The organism is Micromonospora sp. PTRAS2, from assembly GCF_054052245.1.
In genome coordinates this window covers 1,212,198-1,231,865 of sequence record NZ_JBSWBU010000001.1, presented here as the reverse complement: position 1 = coordinate 1,231,865, position 19,668 = coordinate 1,212,198, and the positions used below count along the sequence as shown (strand labels likewise).

Below are 19,668 nucleotides of genomic sequence, written 5' to 3'. Positions count from 1 at the left end.
GTCCCGCCCGACGGGGTCACGGGGCGTCGACGGTCCTGCGGCGCTCGGCCCGGAAACGCGACGGGGTCACCGCGTAGTGGGTGAGGAACGCCTGGCGCAGCGACTCGGTGGAGCCGAAGCCGCACCGCCGGGCCACCGCCGCGAGCGGCAGCGCGGTCGACGTCAGCAGGTGCGCGGCGGCCTCGGTGCGCGCCCGCCGCACGTACTGGGCGGGGGTCGACCCGGCGTGGGCGAGAAAGAGCCGGGAGAGCTGCCGCTCGCTGACCCCGGCGAGCCGGGCCAGGGCGGCGGTGCCGAGGTCGTCGGCCAGGTGGGTGGCGATGTGGCTACGGGCCCGGCGCACCACGAGGTCGTCGGTCGAGCAGCGGGCCAGGAACATGCTCAGTTGTGCCTGGGCGCCGGGGCGTTGCAGGTAGGCGACCACGCCCAGCGCGACGCCCCGCGCCAGGGCCATGCCGTGGTCCTCCTCGACGAAGGCGAGGGTGAGGTCGAGGGCGCTGGTGACGCCGCCGGAGGTGGCGACGTTGCCGTCGCGGATGTAGATCGGCTCCGGGTCGACGGTGACGTCGGGATAGCTGCGGGCGAGCTGGTCGGCGTACATCCAGTGGCTGGTGGCCCGGCGGTTGGCGAGCAGGCCGGCCTCGGCGAGCACGGTCGCCCCGGTGCACACCGACGCGACCCGGCGGGCCAGCGCCGCCAGCCGGCGCACGTGGCCGGTCACCAGCGGGTTGGCGGCGGCCCGCGTGTGGCCCAGGCCGCCGGAGACGACCAGCGTGTCGACGGGGCCCGTGCACCGCTCCAGCGTCTCCTGGGCGCAGAGTCGCAGGCCGGAGTCGCAGGTGATGGGCTGCCCGCCGGGCGTGGCCAGCACGATCCGGTACGGCGGGTCCGCGCCGATGCGGTTGGCGATGTCCAGGCTGGAGCTGACGCAGGCGATGTCGATCAGCTCCGCGCCCTCGTAGCCGACGATCAGGACCGTTCTCTCCCCCATCGCCCCACCGTACGAGACGACCGGAAAAGATCGATCACGACTTATAGTGTGGCCATGGCGTGGCAACCGGTGATGGCGATCGACGAGGCGCGGGCGTGGCTCGCCGAGATCCTGTCCGGCACCGACCGGCTCCGGGTGGAGGCGATCGACGGCGGCCGGGTGGTCTGCGCCGCCGGCCCCGACGGGCTCGAACGCCGCATCGACGGGGCGCTGTCCGGGCCGGCCATGTTCTGGGCGATCGACCTGGCCGGCTTCGTCGCGGTGAACGTGCTGGTCGGGCCGGCGCCCGCGATGGCGCTGGCCAACAGCAGCATCAGCTTCCTGGAGCCGGCCGAGCCCGGCGTGCTGCGGGTCGCCGCCGAGGTGGTCAACATCGCCAGCCGCTCGGCGGTCGTGGACGCGCGGGCCACGGACCACCGTGGCCGCCTGGTCGCCATGGCCACGCTGCACTTCGCGCTGCCGTCGCGGGCCGCCCGCGCGGCCACGCTCGCCGCCCAGGCCGGGGCGGAGAGGGCTCAGGCCGGGGCGGAGAGGTAGGTGCCGCGCTGCCACGGGTAGCCGGGCAGCGAGACGACCGCCCGGCCGGGCGGGGCCGGCACCGGCTCGTCCGCGCCGAGCGCCCGCACGGCCGGGTGCGCCTCGCCTGCGGCCAGGGCCGCCAGCGCCGCCGCCGCGCCGGCCGGCTCGGCCGCCTCGACCCACACCGCGTGCTTGAGCCGGGTGCGGCCGCCGGTGGCGGTCGACGCGAACGCCGGGTAGTCCGCGTCGGGCAGGGCGGCCAGGTGCGCCGCGTACCGGCCGGCCAGCTCGGCGAGCGCGCCCGGGGTGGCGGCCGACACGGGGAAGCCGCGCGGGGCGGGCACCGCTGCGGCCGGCTCGGGCGGCGGTGCCGGGGACAGCACCGCGAAGGCGTTGGTGCCGCTCATCCCGTACGAGCTCGTCGACGCGCAGGGGCCCAGCCGGTCGTCCCAGGGCACCGCCGCCGCCGCGATCTCGATGCCGGTGCCCGCGAGGTCGACGCGCGGGTTGAGCGCCCGGTAGTTGGCCTGCGGGGCGATCGTGCGGTGGTGCAGGCACAGCACGGCCTTCACCAGCCCGAGCACCCCGGCGGCCGACTCGGTGTGGCCGACGTTGCCCTTCACCGAGCCCACGTACAGCGGGCGGCCGTCGCGGCGGCCGAGCGCGGCCACGACCGCCTCCAGCTCGGACGGGTCGCCCAGCGGGGTGCCGGTGCCGTGCGCCTCGTGGTAGCCGACGTCCCGCGCGGACACGCCGGCCGCCGCGAGGACGGTGTCGATGAGCCCCGCCTGGGCCGACACGTTCGGCGTCGTGAACGTCGCCGTGCGCCCGTCGTGGTTGATGCCGGTGCCGCCGATCACCGCGAGGACGCGGTCGTGGTCCCGGCGGGCGTCGGCGAGCCGCTTGAGCACCAGCAGGCCGCAGCCCTCGCCCCGGACGAACCCGTTCGCGTCGGCGTCGAACGGGCGGGAGCGGCCCTGCGGCGACAGCGCGCCGGTCTGCGCCACCGCCCGGGTGGTGCCCGGGGCGAGGACCAGGTTGACGCCGCCCGCGAGGGCGACGTCGCAGTCGCCGGCGGCCAGCGCCCGGCACGCGGTGTGCACGGACACCAGCGACGACGAGCACGCCGTGTCCAGCGCGAACACCGGACCCCCCAACCCGAGGGTGTACGCGACCCGGCCGGCGGCGAACGCGTGGCCGTTGCCGATGGTCCAGTACGAGTTGGGGTCGCCGGAGAGCCACTGCCAGTAGTCCCGGCCGGTGATGCCGACGAACACGCCGGTGGACGCGGCGACGGCGGCGACGGGGATCGCCGCGTGCTCGAACGCCTCCCAGGCGACCTCCAGCAGCAGCCGGTGCTGCGGGTCGAGCACCCGGGCCTCCTTCGGCGCGATGCCGAAGAACTTCGGGTCGAAGTCGAACGCCGCGTCGAGGTATCCGCCCCGGGTGACCATGCCGTCCCACGCCGCGCCGAACGCGTCGCGCCGGTCGGCCGGCAGGTCGCCGGTGAGGTCGCGGGCGTGCAGGATGGCCGACCAGTACGCGTCGAGGTCGGCGATGCCGCCCGGCGCGCGGACGGCCATCCCGACCACCGCGATGGGTGTGCCCACTACAGGACCCGGTGCATCCAGCCGTGGGTGTCCTCGGCCCGGCCGTACTGGATGTCCAGCAGGTGGGTGCGGAACTGGCGGGTGTACTTGCCGGGGGTGCCGTCGCCGACCGGGGCGGAGAACTCCTCGCTCTTGAACCCGATGATCGGGGTGATCACGGCGGCGGTGCCGGCCGCGAACGCCTCCGTGACCGTGCCGTCGGCGAGCCCGTCGCGGATCTCGTCCATGCCGATCGACCGCTGCACCGGGTCGAGGCCGTGCTCGGCGGCGAGCGCCAGCACGCTGTCGCGGGTCACCCCGTCGAGGATGGTGCCGAGGCTCGGGGTGACGAGCTGCTGGTCGCGGGTCACGAAGAAGACGTTCATGGTGCCCGACTCGTCGATGTCGCGCCGCTGCTCGCCGCCCAGGTAGAGCACCTGCTCGCAGCCGTGCCCCAGCGCCTCGCGCTGCGGGGCGAGGCTCGCGGCGTAGTTGCCGCCGCACTTGGCCGCGCCGGTGCCGCCGATCGACGCCCGGCTGTACTTCGTGGAGATCCACAGCGTCACGCCGGTGACCCCGTTCGGGAAGTACGACCCGGCCGGGCAGGCGATCACGCAGTAGGTGACCTGCTGCGCCGGCCGCACCCCGAGGAACGCCTCCGCGGCGAACATGAACGGGCGCAGGTAGAGGCTCTGCTCCCCGCCGTACGGCGGCACCCACGCCTCGTCGGCGCGGACCAGCGCGGCGACGCTCTCGACGAAGGTCTCCTCGTCCAGCTCGGGCAGGACCAGCCGGTCGGCGGACGCGGCGAACCGGCGCGCGTTGAGGCCGGGCCGGAACAGCCAGATGCTGCCGTCGGCACGGCGGAACGCCTTGAGCCCTTCGAGGATCTCCTGCGCGTAGTGCAGGACGGCCGCCCCGGGGTGCAGGGTGAACGGGGCCAGCGCGGTGACCTGGTGGTCGTGCCAGCCCGCGTCCGGCGTCCACGTCACGGTGACCATGTGGTCGGTGAAGTGCCGGCCGAACCCGGGATCGGCGAGGATCTCCTCCCGCTGCTGCTGGGGAGTCGGGTGGTCGGTTCGCCTCAACCGGAACTCGGCGGTCATCTGGGCTCTCCTCGGGACGGTGGCTCGGTGAAGACGGCGACGCAGTTCTGCCCGCCGAAGCCGAAGGCGTTGGTGAGCGCGGCCCGCACCGGCATCTCCCTGGCCTGGTGCGGCACGTAGTCCAGGTCGCACTCCGGGTCCGGCTCGTGCAGGTTGATCGTGGGCGGCACGACCTGCTCGCGGATCGCCATGGCGCACACCATCGCGCCGAGTGCCCCGGCCGCGCCGATCAGGTGGCCGAGCATCGACTTGGGCGCGCTGACCGCCACCCGGTCGGCGGCGTCGCCGAGCGCGGCGCGGATCGCGACGGTCTCCGTGCGGTCGTTGGCCTTCGTCGAGGTGCCGTGGGCGCAGATGTAGTCGACGTCGTCGGGGCGCAGCCCGGAGCGGGCCACGGCCTGCCGGATCGCGGCGGCGGCGTGCACGCCGCCCGGGGCGGGGGCGCTCACGTGGAACGCGTCGCTGGTCAGCGCGCCACCGGCGAGGGTGGCATAGGGGGTGGCCCCCCGGCGGCGGGCGTGCTCGGCCGACTCCAGGACCAGCACCACCGCGCCCTCGCCGAAGACGAAGCCGTCGCGGTCGGCGGAGAACGGCCGGCTGGCGCCCGCCGGGTCGGCGTTGCGCTCGGACATCGCGCCCATGCTCACCAGGCCGGCGAACATGGCCGGGGTGATCGCCGCGTCGGTGCCGCCGCAGACGACCACGTCCGCCTCGCCGCTGAGGATCAGGCGGCGGGCGTCGAGCAGCGCGTACGCGCCGCTGGCGCAGGCCAGGGCGCTGGCGTTGACCGGCCCGTGCGCGCCCAGGTCGATGGCGATCTCGCAGGCCGGCATGTTGGTCAGGGAGGACGGCACGAACTGGGCGCTGGGCGCGGACGGCACGGGCGCGAGGAGCCCCCGGGTGGCCGCCTCGACGGTGTCGAAGCCGGCGACGGCCGCGTTGACCACCACGCCCACCCGGTCGGCGTGGTCGGGGTCGACGGTCAGGCCCGCGTCGGCGACCGCCTCCCGCGCGGCGACGACCGCGAACTGGCTGAACCGCGCCATCCGGCGGGCCCGCTTCGGGGTGAAGTGCGCCGCCGGGTCGAAGCCCCGCACCTCGGCGGCGATGCGGGTGGGCAGGTCGGCGGCGTCGAACGCGGTGATCGCGCCGACGCCGGACTTGCCGGCCAGCAGGCCGTGCCAGGTGCTCTCCCGGTCGAGGCCGAGCGGCGTGACGGCGCCGATGCCGGTGATGACGACGTCGCCCCCTACCATCCCGCCACGGCCCCACTTCTCAGGCATCGAACGACCCACCGCAGACTATCAATCGCCGTGACCGCGCGGCAGGCGTCCGTGCGGCGGTCGCCGCTCCCGCCGGTCGTCCCGGGGACCCGGCCGGTCATGCCGGCCGCCCCGGGCCGCGCGCCGCGACGGGCACGCCCCGCCAGGCGTCGGGCCCGGCCCCGGCGGGCGGGGCCGCCACGCAGGCGACGTACCCGTCGGGGGCGGCCACGCCCGTGCGGCCCGGCAGCAGGTCGAGCACGCGCCGGTGCAGTTCCTCCGGTACGGCCGAGGCGTCGGCGACGTACGCCGTCAGCCCGGTGTCCGGCGCGGGCCCGGCGGCGAGGACGGCGACCTCGACGCCCCCGGCCGCCTCGCGGACCAGCTCCGCCACGTCGGCGGGGCGCACCCAGCCGGCGGGGGTACGCACCCAGTCCGCGCCCCGGACGGCGGGGGTGAGGCCGATCCGGCCGGGGATCTCGGCGACGCCGATCTCGTCGGCGACCGCGTCGCACAGCAGCGTCTCGATGCCCCGCACGATGGTCTCGCCGAGCGCACCCGGCAGGTACGTCGTGTCCACCAGCAGGCCGAGGCGGCAGACCCCCTCCCCGGCGTTGCTGGCGGCGACCATGAACTTCATGTCGCTGCGGGGCAGCGGGTCCAGCCGCGTGTAGCGGGACCCGGCGCGCAGCTCGGCGAGCCGGTCCGGCCCCGGTTCCGGGCCGGTGACGGCCCAGTCGTTGCCCCGGTGCCCGTTGTTGAAGTAGGTGGACAGGTCGAACGACACGCCCCGCCGCCGGCCCACCTCCTCGACCACCGTCCGGACGGCGCGCGGGTCGCACTGCGCCCGGCGGTACGCGTCGAACGCCGGCCGGTGCGTCTGCCGGATGGCGGTGAGCAGGTCCACGTCGCGCGGGACGGTGAACGCCAGCAGCGCGTCCAGGGTGTTCAGCGCGATCAGGTCGCGGCTGCGCCGGTCGAGCCGGTTGCCCGTGATCAGCTTGAGCACGGCCGTGTCGTGGCCGTTGTAGGCGGTCAGGACGAGCGTGGTGAGGCAGAGCAGCACGGTCGAGAACGACGTGCGGGTGCGCGCCGCGAGGGTGGCCGCCGCCGCGGCCACCGCCGCCGAGTCGAGCAGGTGCCGCTCGATGGGCTGGTCGCCGGTGGCCGCGCGCGGCAGGTCGAACATGGACGCCGGCGCAGCGGACAGGCCCTGTTCCCAGTGCCGGAGCCCGAGCCGGCTCTGCTGCTGGCCGGCGGGTGAGCCCTCGAAGGCGGCCTGCTCCAGCGCCTGCGGCACGCCCTCACCGGCCGACGGCTGCGCACCGACGGGCGACGCCGGCTGCGGCACGGCGACCGGCGGCGACGCCTGCTCCGGCTGGTCCTGCTCGCCGGTGAGCCCGGCGAGCAGGAGGTCGACGAACGTGTTGAACGCCCAGCCGTCGAACGCCAGGTGCGACCCGACGAGCGCCACGGCGGTGACCCGGCGCTCCCCGTCGACGACGCAGCCGACCCGCAGCGGCCACTCGGCCTCGTGGTCGAACGCGGTCTCCGCCAACCGCCCGGCCAGTTCCTCCGCGACGCGCGCCGGGTCGTCGTGCCCGTCGGCCACCACGACGTCGTACGCCCCCGAGGCGTGGACCTCCTGGCGGGGCTGGCCCGACCGGGCCACGTACCGGGTCCGCAGCGTCTGGTGCGCCTCGACCAGGCCCCGCAGGGTCGCGAGCAGCCGGGCCTGCCCGACGGGTTCGGCGAGCACGAGGGGCTGGCCGATGTTGAACTGGTTCGCCTCCTTGCCGAACCACTGCATCGCGTCCCACATCACGCTCTGCGCCCAGGTCAGCGGCCCGGACGCGGCCTCGCCGACGGCGAACGGCAGGTCGAGCACGGCCGGGTCCGGCGGGCCGTCGGTGGTCGCGTCACGCACGGTGCCCCCCGTTCACCGGCGCGGCGGCCGGGCGACCGCCCTTCGGGGTGAGGCGCAGCGGCAGGTGGTCGAGCCCCCGGAACGCCGGGCTGGGGATCTTGACCAGCTCGCCGATCAGCTCGATGTCGTCGGTGCGCTCGATGAGCAGGCGCAGGAACGTCGCCGCCTGGAGGCGGGCCAGGTGCATGCCGACGCAGGTGTGGATGCCCGCCCCGAAACCCAGGTGCCCGTCGGTGCGGCGGTCGATCCGGTAGGCGTTGGGGTCGGGGAACTTGCGCGGGTCGCGGTTGGCCGCCGCGAACGACAGCTCGACCCGGGCGTCCCTCGGGATGGTGGTGTTGCCGACGACGACGTCGGTCGTGGCGGTGCGGAAGACGTTCTGCACGGGCGGGTAGAAGCGGGCCGTCTCCTCGATCGTCGCCGGGATCAGGTCGGGCCGGCTGCGCACCAGGCGGAACTGGTCGGGGTGGTTCAGCAGGGCGTCCAGCATGTTGCCCAGGAAGTGCGTCATGGTCTCCTGGCCGCCGACGAGCAGGGTGAGGCAGAGCCAGAGGATCTCGTTCTCGGTCACCCCGCCCTTCTCGGCGGCGGCGAACAGCTTCGACACCACGTCGCTGCGGGGCGGCTGCGCCCGGCGCTCCTCCAGCAGCCCACCCAGGAAGGTGGACAGGCCGGCGACGGAGGAGAGCGCGGACTTGGCGGCCCGCAGCCGCAGCGCGTTCTCGTCGGGGTCGTCCGGGGCGTCCTCGCCGACCTTCGCATTGGCGATGAAGCTCTCCAGCACCCCGGCGGTCAGCTTCAGCTTGGCGAGGTTGTCGCTGGGCACCCCGACGATCGTGGTGACGACCTTGACGGGCAGCAGGATGATCGCCTGCTGGACGAGGTCGATGTCGCCGGTGGCGACGGCCTCGTCGAGCAGCTCGCCGCAGACCTGCTCGATGAACGGCCGCCAGAACTGCACGCCACGGGGCGAGAAGTCGTGCCGGATCAGCCCGCGCATCCGGGTGTGGTCGGGCTGGTCGAGCCCGAACAGCACGGGCAGCGTGGACCGGTGGTAGGCGATCCCCTCGGCCGAGGAGAGGCCGCCGTGGTCCTTCGCCGCCGCGCGCACGTGGTCGTACCGGATGACCAGCCACATGTCGCGGTCGGCCAGGTACAGCGGCTCCTCGTGGCGCAGCAGCTCCGCGTACGCGGGATAGGGGTCGTCCATGGCGCTCGGGGAGAAGGGGTCGAACTCTGCGGTGTGCGTTGCGCTGGTCACTGACGGGTCCTCCGGACTTCGCTGTGGCTGGTGGGCCGGACGTCGGCGTCCACCCCGGTCACCGGTACGCCCTCGCCTGCAGCTCGAACATCTCCGCGTAGAGGCCGTCGGCGGCGATCAGGTCGGCGTGGCCGCCCAGCTCGGCGACCCGGCCGTCGGCGAGCACCACGATCAGGTCGGCCAACTGGACGGTGGAGAAGCGGTGCGACACGAACACGCTGACCGCGCCGGTGGCGGCGGCGACCCGGGCGGCCTGGAGGCGGTACCGCTCGAACATCGCGTGTTCGGCCTCGGCGTCGAGGGCGGCGGCGGGCTCGTCGAGGACGACCAGCAGGGGATCGTCGCGCATGAACGCCCGGCCGAGGGCGAGCTTCTGCCACTGGCCGCCGGAGAGTTCGGCCCCGTCGGCGTACTCGCGGCCGAGCTGGGTGTCGAGGCCGGCTTCGAGCTGCCCGACGAGGTCGCCGGCGCCGGCGCGCTCCAGCGCGGCACGCACCGCCGGCTCGTCGTCGAGCCGGGGCAGGTCGCCGACGCCGACGGTCCGCCGGGCCGGCAGTTCGAGGCGTACGAAGTCCTGGAAGCCGGCCGCGATCCGGGCCCGCCACCCGGGCAGCGGCAGGTCGGCCAGGTCGACGCCGTCGACGAGGACCCGGCCGGCGGTCGGGCGCAGCAGCCCGCAGACGAGCTTGACGAGGGTGGTCTTGCCGGCGCCGTTGTCGCCGACGATCGCCACGGTCGCGCCCGCCGGCAGGTGCAGGTCGAGGTTGGCGAGCACCGGCTGTTCCCCGCCGGGGTAGCGCAGCTCGACGCCGACGAGCCGGATGCCGTCGCGCAGCCGCTCCGGCGGCGGCGACCCGGCCGGCGGGGCGGGTGAGCCGGCGGGGCCGGGCGGGTCAGTGGGGCCGGGCGGGTCAGCGGAACCGGCGGGTCGGGCCTCGTCCCGGTCGGCGCGCTCCCCGGCCCGGACCAGTTCGTGGACCTCGTCGAGCCGCTGGTAGACGCTGCGCAGCCGCTGGAGGTCCTGGAGGACACCGACCGCGGCGGCCACCTGCTGGTTGACCTGCGCCGCGATGGTGATGACCAGGATGACGTCGCCCACGCCCCGGCGGCCGGCGACGGCGTCGCGCAGGATCAGGAGCACGGCGGCGATGTAGCCGCCCGCGAACGCCAACTGCCCGAGCATGCGGACGAGGCTCGCCACGGCCTGCGTGCGCCACAGCCGCCGGGTGGCGTCCTGCCAGAACGCGCCGTGCCGGCGGCGTACCTCCTGTTTCAGGCCGAAGACCCGCAGCTCCTTGCCGGACGCGGCGTGGGTGGCGAGGCGGAACAGGCCCAGGGCCCGGCGGGTGGACTCGGCGCTGGCCTCGCGAGACCGGTCCACCATCCGCTCCGCCCGCCGGCCGGCCAGCAGCGGCGGCACGGCGACCAGCGGCAGCAACAGCAGCAGCGGGTGCAGCGAGGCGAGCACCGCCGTCGTCAGCGTCATGGACACGGCCAGGCCGACGCCGGTCAGCACGGCCTGGAGGCCGACGCGGAGCTGCTCGACGTCCTCCTCCAGGATCCTGACCTTGTCGGCGAACTCGGGCTGCTCGAAGTGGGCCATCCCGGCCGAGCCGTTGGTGGCGTCCATCAGCTCCTGGTGCAGGTGCAGGACGTCCAGCTCCGACAGCTCGAAGTAGGCGATGTGCGCGAAGTGGCCGAGGGTGAGGCCGGCGATCAGCAGCACCGCCACGGCGACCCCGGCGAGGCTCGCGGCGACCGGCCGCCCGGCGTTCGCGGCCTCGAACAGGACGCGCAGCATGATCGCCACCAGAGGCCACGCCGCCGCGCCGGCGACGACGAGCACCAGCGCCGTGACGGCCTTGCGCCGGTCCTGCCGCAGCGAGGTCCGCCACAGCGACCAGGCGGCCGACAGCAGTCCGCGACTCATCCGAGGCTCCGTTCCTGTCCGATCTCCGCCGGCGCGCCGTCGCCCTCCGGGCCGCCCGGGTCGTCGCCGTCCGGGTGGTCCGGGTGGTCGTCCGGGCGGTCGTCGAGGAACCGGGCCGCCTGCAACTCGAACAGCCGGGCGTACCGGCCGCCGTGGCGCAACAGTTCGTCGTGCGAGCCCTGCTCGACGACGCGCCCCTCGGCCAGCACGACGATGTGGTCGGCGCGGCGCACGGTGGCGAACCGGTGCGAGATGAGGACCGTGGTGACGCCCGCCGTGGCGGCGATGATCTCGTCGAAGAACCGCGCCTCGGCGCGGACGTCCAGGCTGGCCGTCGGCTCGTCGAGCACGAGCACCGACGCGCCGTGGCGGACGGCGAACAGCGCCCGGGCGATGGCGAGCCGCTGCCACTGGCCGCCGGAGAGGTCCACCCCGCCGCGCAGCTGCCCGGACAGCGGGGTGTCCAGCCCTCGCGGCAGCGCGTCGAGCGTGCCCAGGATGCCCGCCGCCTCGGCCGCCGCCCGGATGCCGGCGAGGTCACCGGCGTGCCCGGCGGCACCGAGCGCGATGTTGTCGGCGGCGCTGGCCTCGTACCGCAGGTAGTCCTGGAAGATCACGGCGAGGTTGCCGCGCCAGCGCGCCACGGGCAGGGCGTCGACGGGCTGCCCGCCCACGGTGATCCGGCCCGAGGTCGGGGTCGCCAGCCGGGCGAGCAGCTTGACCAGGGTGGTCTTGCCGGCGCCGTTGAGCCCCACGATCGCGGTGCACCTGCCTGGGGGCAGGGTGAGGTCGAGGTCGGTGAACACGGGCGCGGACCGGTGCGGGTAGCGGTAGGACACCGCCTCGAACCGGATCGGCACGGCGGCGGGCGGCGCGCCCGGCTCCCCGGCCGGGCGCGGCGCGGGCACCGGCGGGGGTGCCGATGCGGGCCCGGGAACGAGGGCGGGGGCCTGGTCCGGGGCGGACCGGGCCCGCATGCCGGCGCGGAACTCGTCGACCGCCCGGTAGGCGTTCATGCCGAACTGGGTCTGCACGTCGGCCTCGGGATAGAACTCGCCGAGCTGGATCGCCGCCAGGACGGCCTGGATGACCAGCGCCAGCCGGGTGAGGTCGACCTCCCGCTGCCCGCCGGCCAGGCCCAGCGCGGCGAGGACCGCGACGAGCACCACCAGCCCGAGGGCCGTGTAGCCGAAGTAGGGCCGCAGGTAGACGCGGCGCCGCTCGGCCCACACCGGGCGCATCCAGTCCAGGTACGCCGCCGCGTACTGCTCGCGCAGCCACGGCAGGAGACCGAAGACGCGGATCTCCTTGGCGGCCGGCTTGCCCGTGGCGACGGAGCGGAAGTATGTCAGCCGGCGTACCCGGGCCACGATCGTGCCGTAGATCGCCGCGTACTTGCGCAGGCCACCGCGCTGGCCGTGGCGGAACGCCAGGACGGCGGCGAGCAGGCCCACGCCCGCGAACCAGGAGAACACGACGCCGACGACCACCGCGTACCCGGTGAGCTGGCCGTAGCGGGCGAGCAGCGCCAGCATCCCGGCGCAGGCGGCCCCGGGGCTCTGGATGCCCTGCTCCACCTCGCGGGACGCCTCGCTGAGCCGGTCGGTCAGCGCCCGGTCGTCCAGCGGTTCCATGCCCGGGCTGCTCAGCGCGGCGGCCATCAGCTCGTCGGCGACCCACCCGTCGACGCGGCGCTGGACCAGCAGCCCGGTGGTGAGCTGGAGCTGGGCCAGCAGCTGCTGCGCGCTGAGCGCGGCGGCGGCGACGACGAACGCGGTCACCAGCCGCCCGAACGCCGGCGAGTCCACGCCGTCGCGGACGGCGGCGGGCAGCCGCCCGACGAGCAGGCTCGTCATCACGATGAACAGCACCGGCGCGGCGGCCAGCAGCACGTTGTTGACGACGGCGGCGGTCACCGCCGCCCAGCCCGCGCGCGGCAGCAGCCGCACGATGCGCCACCGGTCCACGGCGGTGCGCCGCAGCACGCCGAGCGCGGTAATGCGTTCCGGCCCGTCGACGGTCATACCCGTTCCTCGATCCCAGCGAGTTGGTCGGCGTGGTCCTGCGCGCGCCGGAACGCCTCCGCCGCCGCCGTGCCCTCGGCGAAGGCCCGCACCGCGTCCAGCCCGGCGGTGTCCCGCGCGCCGCCGACGACGTGGTGCCAGACGCCGGCCGCGCGCACCGTCGCCACGAGGCCGTCGTCGGGCACCTGCCCGGCGGCGATCACCACGGTGTCGGCGGGCACAACGCGCTCCTGTCCCTCGGCGTCGGCGAAGTGCACCCCGGCCGGGCTGATCCGCAGGTCGCGGACGCCGGGCACGACGTCGACCCGCTGCCGGCGCAGCTCGGCGAGCACCGCCCACCGCGTCGAGCGCCCCAGCCGGGAGCCGAGCCGGCGGCCCCGGTGCAGCACCGTGACCCGCCGTGCCGGCCCGGCCGGGTGGCTGGCCAGGTGCGCCACGTCCACGGCGACGCCGCCGCCGCCGATCACGACGACGCGTTCGGCCAGCGCCCCGTCGGCGAAGGCGGCCGGATAGTCGAGCACGTGCGGCAGGTCCGCGCCGGGAATGGCGACGGGCCGGGGCAGCACGCCGGTGGCGACGACCACCCCGTCGTAGCCGCCGAGCAGGTCCCGGTCGGCGGCGGTCATCCGACGGCCGGTGCGCAGCTCGACGTCGAGCCGGGCCAGCTCGGCGACGAGGAAGCCGATCGCGGCGAGGTAGTCGGCCTTGCCGGGCACCCGGCCCGCCAGCCGGAACTGGCCGCCGGGTTCGTCGGCGGCCTCGTACACGGTGACCCGGTGCCCGGCCAGCGCAAGCTCGCGGGCGGCCCTGAGGCCCGCCGGGCCGGCCCCGACGACGGCGACCCGGCGGGGCGACGTGGCGGGCGTCGCCGCCGGCTCATGCTCGCGCCCGACCCGGGGGTTGACCATGCAGGACACCGGCTCGTCGGCCAGCGACCGGTCGATGCAGGACTGGTTGCAGGCCACGCAGACGTTCACCGGCCGGCCGGCGCGGGCGTTGGCGACCAGCGCCGGGTCGGCGAGGAACGGCCGCGCCATCGACACCAGGTCCAACGGCGTGCCGGCGAGGACGGCCTCGGCCTGCGACAGCCGGTTGATCCGGTTGCTGGCCAGCACGGGCAACGCGCCGACGGCCTCCTTGACCGCCGCCGCCACCGGCACCCAGTGCCCCGGCGGGACCACGGCCTGCACGGTGGGGACCGGGGACTCGTGCCAGCCGACCCCGACGTTGAGGGCGTCCGCACCGGCGGCGGCGAGCGCGCGGGCGTACGCCAGGACGTCGTCGCGGGTCGTGCCGCCGGCCATCAGGTCGTCACCGGTCATCCGCATGATGACCGGAAAGTCGGTGCCGACGGCCGCGCGCACCGCCCGGACCACCTCCACCGGGAAGCGGGACCGCCGCCGCGGGTCGCCGCCCCACTCGTCGTCGCGAAGGTTGGTCAGCGGGGAGAGGAACTGGTCGAGCAGGTAGCCCTCGGAGCCCATGATCTCCACGGCGGCGAAGCCGAGGTCGCGGGCGTGGGCGGCCCCCCGGGCGAAGTCCGCGACCGTGTGGGCGATGCCGGCGGCGTCGAGCGCGGTCGGGGTGTGCCGGGAGAAGGCGCTGTAGACGGCGGACGGGGCGACCGGGTGGGGGCCGCCCGCCGCCGGCCGGGCGTACCGGCCGGCGTGGAACAACTGCAGCGCGAGCAGCCCTCCGGCCGCGCGCACCTCGGCGGCGACGCGCCGCAGCCGGGCGCGGAAGCGGGCGTCGTCGAGCACGCCGTAGCCCGGCCCCCCGGCGCCCTCCGGGCTGACGGCCGCGCCGCCGGTCACCATCAGCCCGGCCCCGCCCCGGGCCCGCTCGACGTAGAACGCCGCCAGCGCCGCCCCGCCGTCGTCGCGGGCCTCCCAGCCCAGGTGCATGGCCCCGGTGACGACGCGGTGCGGCAGCGCCAGCCGGCCGATCCGGCCGGGGCGCAGCACGTGCTCCAGGCCGGACGTCATGTCAGGGGGGCGGTCAGGTCCTGGACGAACGGCGGCGAGACGATCGACAGTCCGCCGTCGGCGACGATCGTCTGCCCGGTGATGTACTCGGCCGCCGGGGAGAGCAGGAACGCGACGACGTCGGCGATCTCCTGGGCGGTGCCCATCCGGCCCTTGGGGATCTTGGGCAGCACCGTGGACAGCGGGGCCATCCCGGGCACGTCGTAGAAGTACTGCGACGACTCCGTCTCGATGATGCCGCCGTTGACGGCGTTGACGTTGATGCCGCGCCCGCCGAACTCCAGGGCCATGTAGCGCACCCACGCCTCGATCGCGGCCTTGGCCGCGCCGAGGTTCGCGTACGTGGGGTAGGCGCGGATGCTGCCGTAGCTGGACAGGGCCACGATCCGGCCGCCGTCGGGCATCAGCCGCACCGCGTGCTGGCAGCCGAGCACGAACGCGCGCAGGTTCATCGCGTACGAGCGGTCGAGGTGGTGCACCTTCAGGTCCATGATGTTCTTGAACGAGCTGGCCGCCGCGTTGCAGACGAAGTAGTCGAGGGTGCCGAACTCCTGCTCGGCGGCGGCGAACAGCCGGTCGATCTCCTCGGGCTGCTCGACGTCGGCGGCCACGGTGAGCGCCCGGCCGCCGAGCTGCTCGATCTCCTTGCGGACCTGGTCGGCCAGCTCCGCGTTCTTCTTGTAGTTGACGACGACCGAGCCGCCGCCCCGGGCCAGGGTGAGCGCGAGGGCCCGCCCGATGCCCCGGGAGCTGCCGGTGATCAGTGCGGTCTTGCCGTGGTAGCTCGTCACCGTTGCTCCGCCAGGATCTCTCGTGCGATGACCGTCTTCTGGATCTCGTTGGTGCCTTCCTCGAACCGCTGGGCGCGGGCGTCGCGGTAGACGCGCTCGATGGGGCTGCCCTCCCAGTAGCCGATGCCGCCGTGCGCCTGCAGCGCCTTGTCGGTGACCCGGGTCAGCATGTCGACGGCGACCAGCTTGGCCATCGAGGACAGCGCGTCCGCGTCGGCGGCCCCCGCCTCCCACCGCCGCGCCGCGTGCAGGGTGAGCTGCCGGGCGGCCTCGATGTCGGCGGCGTTCTCGGCGAGCGCGAAGGCGATCGCCTGGCGGGCGTTCAGCGGCTTGCCGAAGGTGACCCGGCGGCGCGCGTGGGCGACCGCCAGCTCCTGGGCGCGGCGGGCCAGTCCGACGCAGGTCATGGCGACGCCGATGCGGCTGGGGGTGAGGAAGCCGCCGAGGGCGACCGCGAGGCCCGCGCCCTCCTCGCCGAGCCGGTTGGCCACCGGCACCGGGGCCCCGTCGAAGATCAGGTGGGCGTGGTCGGTGCCGCGTACCCCCATGGTGTCGGCCATCGGCTCGACCCGGACGCCCGGGACGTGCCGGTCCACCATGAGCGCGACGGTGCCGTCCTTGCCGGTGGTGCCGGCGAGCCGGGCGAACAGCAGCCAGTAGTCGCAGCTCACCCCGAAGGTGATCAGGTGCTTCTCGCCGGAAAGGAGATAGGTGTCGCCGTCGCGGACCACGCTGGCGCGCAGGTCGGCCCCGGTGCCGGCGGTGGGTTCGGTGAGGGTGAACGCCACCCGCAGGTCGCCGGCCACCTGCGGGAGGACGAACCGCTTGCGCTGCTCGTCGGTGGCGAACTGGTCCATGGCCCGCCAGACGCCGTTGCAGACGTGCACGATCATCCGCAGCGACGCGTGGGACATGGAGAACAGTTCGAGCAGCCGCAGGTACTGCGTGAAGGAGAGCCCGGCGCCGCCGTACTCGGCCGGGGCGGCCAGCCGCAGGTAGCCACGGTCGCGCAGGTCGTCCCAGAGCTGCGGCGGCACCGCCCGGGTGCGCTCGATGGTCTCGGCGTACTCCTCGCCGGGCCCGCGGACGAACGCCTCGACCTCGCGGGCGAGCGTCGCGAACGCCTCGCCGTCGTCGTCGGTCACGTGGCCTCCTCGCTGATGATCTGCTTGAGCTGGTCTCGCAGCACGAACTTCTGCACCTTGCCGACCACGTTGCGGGGCAGCTCGGGCACGGTCTCCAGCCGCTCGGGCCAGTACTGCTTGGCGACCTTGCGCGCGTCCAGGAACCGCCGCATCCCGTCGAGGGTGAGCGGTTCCGGCGAACCCCCCGGCCCGGTCGCCTCTGCCGGCCCGGCCGCCTCTGCCGGTCCGGTTGCCTCCGGCCCGGTTGCCTCCGGTGCCGGCTGCGGCACGACGAAGGCGCAGGCCCGCTCGCCGAGGCGCGGGTCCGGCATCGCGACGATCGCCACGTCGCGGACGGCCGGGTGGGTGTGCAGGAGCTGCTCCACCTCGGCCACCGGGATCTTCTCCCCGCCCCGGTTGATGACGTCGCGCACCCGGCCGGTGATCCGCACGAAGCCGGCCTCGTCGATGACCGCCAGGTCCCCGCTGCGGTACCAGCCGTCCGGCGTCAGGGCGGCGGCCGTCCACTCCGGATGGTCGAGGTAGCCGGCGAAGAGGCAGTCGCCGCCGACCTCGAAGTTGCCCTCGGTGCCGGCGGGCAGGACGGTGCCGTCGTCGCCGGTGACCCGGATCCGCACGCCGCGCAGCGCGCGGCCGTCCGTGCCCCAGGCGCGGGCCGGCTCGTCGGTCGGCGCGGCGAGCGTGCCGAGGCAGGACTCGGTGGAGCCCCACGCGCCGCACACCGCCGCCCCCAGGGTGCGGGTGGCCCGCTCGGCCAGCGTGCGGGGCACCGCCGCGCCGGTGGCGACGAAGACGCGCAGCGCCTCGGGCGGCCCGCCGCCGGTCTCGACGGCGTCCACCAGGTCGGCGAGGAACGGCGTGGCGGCCTGGACGAAGGTCGCGCCGGTGCGGTGCAGGGTGGCCAGGGCGGCGGGGCCGCTCCAGATGGGCTCCAGCACGACCGGCGCGCCGAGGACGAAGCCGACCCACATGCCGTAGAGGAAGCCGGTCTGGTGCGCCAGTGGCGACGGCACGTACAACCGGTCGGCCGCCGTGAGCCCGAGGTGGCGGGCCTGCATGGCCGCCGCGCGGGTCAGCGTGTCGGCGCGGTGCAGCACGCCCTTGGGCTGGCCGGACGTGCCCGAGGTGAACATGAGCTGGGCGAGGGCGTCCGGGGCGGGCCGGCGGGCGGAAAGGGCCGCCGCGTCGGGGCGCTGCCGGGCGAGGGCCGCGTCGAACCGCTGCCACCGCGCGGCCGGGCCGCCCTCCGGCGGCGAAACGGGCGCCACCGGACCCGCCGGTTCCGGGCCCGGGGACGCCGGGCCCGCCGGCAGCGGGCCGTCGCCGCCGACGACGAGGACGTGCGCCACGGCCGGCGCGCCGGGCGCGGCCAGCACCGACGCGGTCTCGGCGACGTGGTCGCGCCCCCGGAAGGCGGCGGGCACCACGAACACCCGCGCCCGCGAGCGGCGCAGCAGGTCGTCGACCTCCCGCTCACGGAAGAACGGCATCATCGGGCAGCAGACCGCGCCGACGCGCAGGGTGGCGAGGGAGAGCACGACGAACTCGTGCCAGTTGGGCAGCTGCCAGGCGACCACGTCGCCCGGCCCGACGCCCAGCTCCAGCAGCAGCGCCGCCGCGGCGTCCGCGCGCCGGTCCAGCTCCCGCCAGGTGAGTACGCCGCCCGGCCGCCCCGGCGAGGCGGCCTCGATCACGGCGGCGGTGCCCGGGTGGGCGCGGGCGTGCCGGCGTACCAGGTCGGCGGGGCCGGTGGCGGCCAGCCGGGCCGGGGACGGCAGCGCCGCCGGCCGGGCCGGCTCCCGGTCGGCCGGCGGCCTGTCGACCGGTGCCCGGTCGACGGACATGTTCAGGCCGACCGCGTTCATCTGGTCGAGGAACTGCGGGTAGGAGATCCGGTGGGCGTTGGGGTAGGTGAGCCGGCTCTCGCCGGAGGCCCGGGACGCGGCCACGGCCAGGGCCATCAGCACCCGGTGGTCGTTGAACGACGACAGGTCGGCCTCCCGCAGCCGGTCCACGCCGTCGCAGACGAGCCGGTCGGCGTCCAGCCGCACCCGCCCGCCCATCCGGTTGAGCTGGAGCATCGCGGCCACCCGGTCGGACTCCTTGAGCCGCACGTGCGCCACGTTCTCCAGGACGGTGCTGCCCCGGGCGTGGGCCCCGAGCACGCTGAGCACCGGGAGCATGTCGGGCACGGCGCGGCAGTCGACGCGTACGCCGGCCAGCCGCGACCCGTCGTGCCGCACCCGCGTCCAGCCGGTGGCCGGGTCGCGCAGCAGCGGCAGGCCCATCTCGCGCAGGTGGTCCAGCAGGTCGGCCTCGGGGTGGTCCACCTCGCCCGACGGGCCGGCCGGCAGCCCCCGGAACAGGACGTCGGACGGGTGCAGGGCCGCCGCCGCCAGGCCGAAGGCCGCCGCGCCGACGTCGGGCGGCAGGTGGATCTCGGCGGGGGTGGCCCGCTGCCCCGGCTCGATCTCGAACCGCCGCCCGTCCGCGCCGACGCTCACGTGCAGGCCGAACCGTCGCATCATCGCGATGGTCAGGTCGACGTAGGTGCGCTCGTTGAACGGGCCGACGACGTCGACCACGGTCGGGCCCGTGGCGAACGGGCCGACCAGCAGCAGGCTGGAGATCCACTGCGAGAGGGTGCCCGGGATCTCCACCCGGCCCCCGGTCGGCGGACGGGCCGGGACCCGGATCGGCAGGAGCCCGCCGGTGGACCCGATCTCCACGCCGATGCCGGCCAGCGCGTCGAGCAGCGGGCCGATGGGCCGCCGCCGGAAGTACTTCTGGCCGGTGATGGTGACCGGCGACCCGGCCAGCGCGGCCAGCCCGGTCAGGAAGTAGAGCGTCGTGCCGGAGCTGCCGACCGAGACCTCCGGCCGGACCGGCCGGTAGGGGCCGCCCCGCACCACGAACGTGTCGTCGTCGACGGTGATCGACGTGCCGAGGTCACGCAGGGCGCCGATGGTGTGGCGCACGTGGCCGGCGCCGCAGGCGCCGTGGATGCGGCTCGTCCCGTCGGCGAGCGACGCCAGCATCAGCGCGCGGTGGGCATGGTATTTCGATGCCGGTATGTCGAGTTCCCCCACGAGGGGTTCGCTGGTCCCCTTGATGACAAGACGCACGGTCGCTCCCCGC

The 19,668-nt window shown here is 75.4% G+C and carries 13 protein-coding genes; 1 reads left to right on the top strand and 12 read right to left on the bottom strand.

The window, feature by feature from the left end:
• Positions 1 to 16: 16 nt before the first annotated feature.
• Positions 17 to 991: a GlxA family transcriptional regulator gene (locus ACVMYR_RS05815; RefSeq protein WP_077935102.1), complete on the bottom strand. Its 975-nt coding sequence runs from the start codon at positions 989 to 991 to the stop codon at positions 17 to 19.
• A 54-nt stretch (positions 992 to 1,045) separates the two neighbouring features.
• Between ACVMYR_RS05815 and ACVMYR_RS05810 the strand changes: the two genes are divergently transcribed.
• Complete coding sequence (locus ACVMYR_RS05810) at positions 1,046 to 1,528, top strand: PaaI family thioesterase (RefSeq protein ID WP_077935103.1); 483 nt, start codon at positions 1,046 to 1,048, stop codon at positions 1,526 to 1,528.
• On the opposite strand, the gene ACVMYR_RS05805 is transcribed toward ACVMYR_RS05810, so the two are convergent.
• From ACVMYR_RS05805 to aroA, 11 genes are all read right to left on the bottom strand, one after another.
• Positions 1,507 to 3,120 carry a beta-ketoacyl synthase N-terminal-like domain-containing protein gene (locus ACVMYR_RS05805; RefSeq protein ID WP_457121258.1) on the bottom strand — a complete coding sequence of 538 codons (1,614 nt, stop codon included), beginning with the start codon at positions 3,118 to 3,120 and terminating at the stop codon, positions 1,507 to 1,509. The genes ACVMYR_RS05810 and ACVMYR_RS05805 overlap by 22 nt on opposite strands.
• Positions 3,120 to 4,205, bottom strand: a complete 1,086-nt coding sequence (locus tag ACVMYR_RS05800) for a branched-chain amino acid aminotransferase (protein WP_077935104.1) — start codon at positions 4,203 to 4,205, stop codon at positions 3,120 to 3,122. The genes ACVMYR_RS05805 and ACVMYR_RS05800 overlap by 1 nt, the downstream gene beginning before the upstream one ends.
• Positions 4,202 to 5,488 (bottom strand): beta-ketoacyl-ACP synthase II, encoded by a 1,287-nt coding sequence (gene fabF, locus ACVMYR_RS05795; protein ID WP_431894438.1) that lies wholly within the window; start codon positions 5,486 to 5,488, stop codon positions 4,202 to 4,204. Before fabF ends, ACVMYR_RS05800 begins: the two co-directional genes overlap by 4 nt.
• Before the next feature lie 97 nt (positions 5,489 to 5,585).
• Positions 5,586 to 7,394, bottom strand: coding sequence for a condensation domain-containing protein (locus ACVMYR_RS05790; protein ID WP_457121257.1), 1,809 nt, complete (start codon positions 7,392 to 7,394; stop codon positions 5,586 to 5,588).
• Positions 7,387 to 8,655: a cytochrome P450 gene (locus ACVMYR_RS05785; protein ID WP_077935107.1), complete on the bottom strand. Its 1,269-nt coding sequence runs from the start codon at positions 8,653 to 8,655 to the stop codon at positions 7,387 to 7,389. The genes ACVMYR_RS05790 and ACVMYR_RS05785 overlap by 8 nt, the downstream gene beginning before the upstream one ends.
• A gap of 58 nt (positions 8,656 to 8,713) precedes the next feature.
• Positions 8,714 to 10,585 (bottom strand): ABC transporter ATP-binding protein, encoded by a 1,872-nt coding sequence (locus ACVMYR_RS05780; RefSeq protein WP_457121256.1) that lies wholly within the window; start codon positions 10,583 to 10,585, stop codon positions 8,714 to 8,716.
• The gene (locus ACVMYR_RS05775; RefSeq protein ID WP_457121255.1) at positions 10,582 to 12,609 is read right to left on the bottom strand and encodes an ATP-binding cassette domain-containing protein; all 2,028 of its coding nucleotides are present in this window, start codon (positions 12,607 to 12,609) and stop codon (positions 10,582 to 10,584) included. The genes ACVMYR_RS05780 and ACVMYR_RS05775 overlap by 4 nt, the downstream gene beginning before the upstream one ends.
• A complete protein-coding gene (locus tag ACVMYR_RS05770; protein WP_457121254.1) occupies positions 12,606 to 14,594 on the bottom strand; it encodes an FAD-dependent oxidoreductase in 1,989 nt (662 codons plus the stop codon). The genes ACVMYR_RS05775 and ACVMYR_RS05770 overlap by 4 nt, the downstream gene beginning before the upstream one ends.
• Positions 14,591 to 15,385, bottom strand: a complete 795-nt coding sequence (locus tag ACVMYR_RS05765) for an SDR family oxidoreductase (protein WP_077935111.1) — start codon at positions 15,383 to 15,385, stop codon at positions 14,591 to 14,593. Before ACVMYR_RS05765 ends, ACVMYR_RS05770 begins: the two co-directional genes overlap by 4 nt.
• Positions 15,382 to 16,530: an acyl-CoA dehydrogenase family protein gene (locus ACVMYR_RS05760; protein WP_457121253.1), complete on the bottom strand. Its 1,149-nt coding sequence runs from the start codon at positions 16,528 to 16,530 to the stop codon at positions 15,382 to 15,384. The genes ACVMYR_RS05765 and ACVMYR_RS05760 overlap by 4 nt, the downstream gene beginning before the upstream one ends.
• A complete protein-coding gene (gene aroA, locus ACVMYR_RS05755) occupies positions 16,527 to 19,655 on the bottom strand; it encodes a 3-phosphoshikimate 1-carboxyvinyltransferase (RefSeq protein ID WP_457121252.1) in 3,129 nt (1,042 codons plus the stop codon). Before aroA ends, ACVMYR_RS05760 begins: the two co-directional genes overlap by 4 nt.
• Positions 19,656 to 19,668 lie beyond the last annotated feature (13 nt).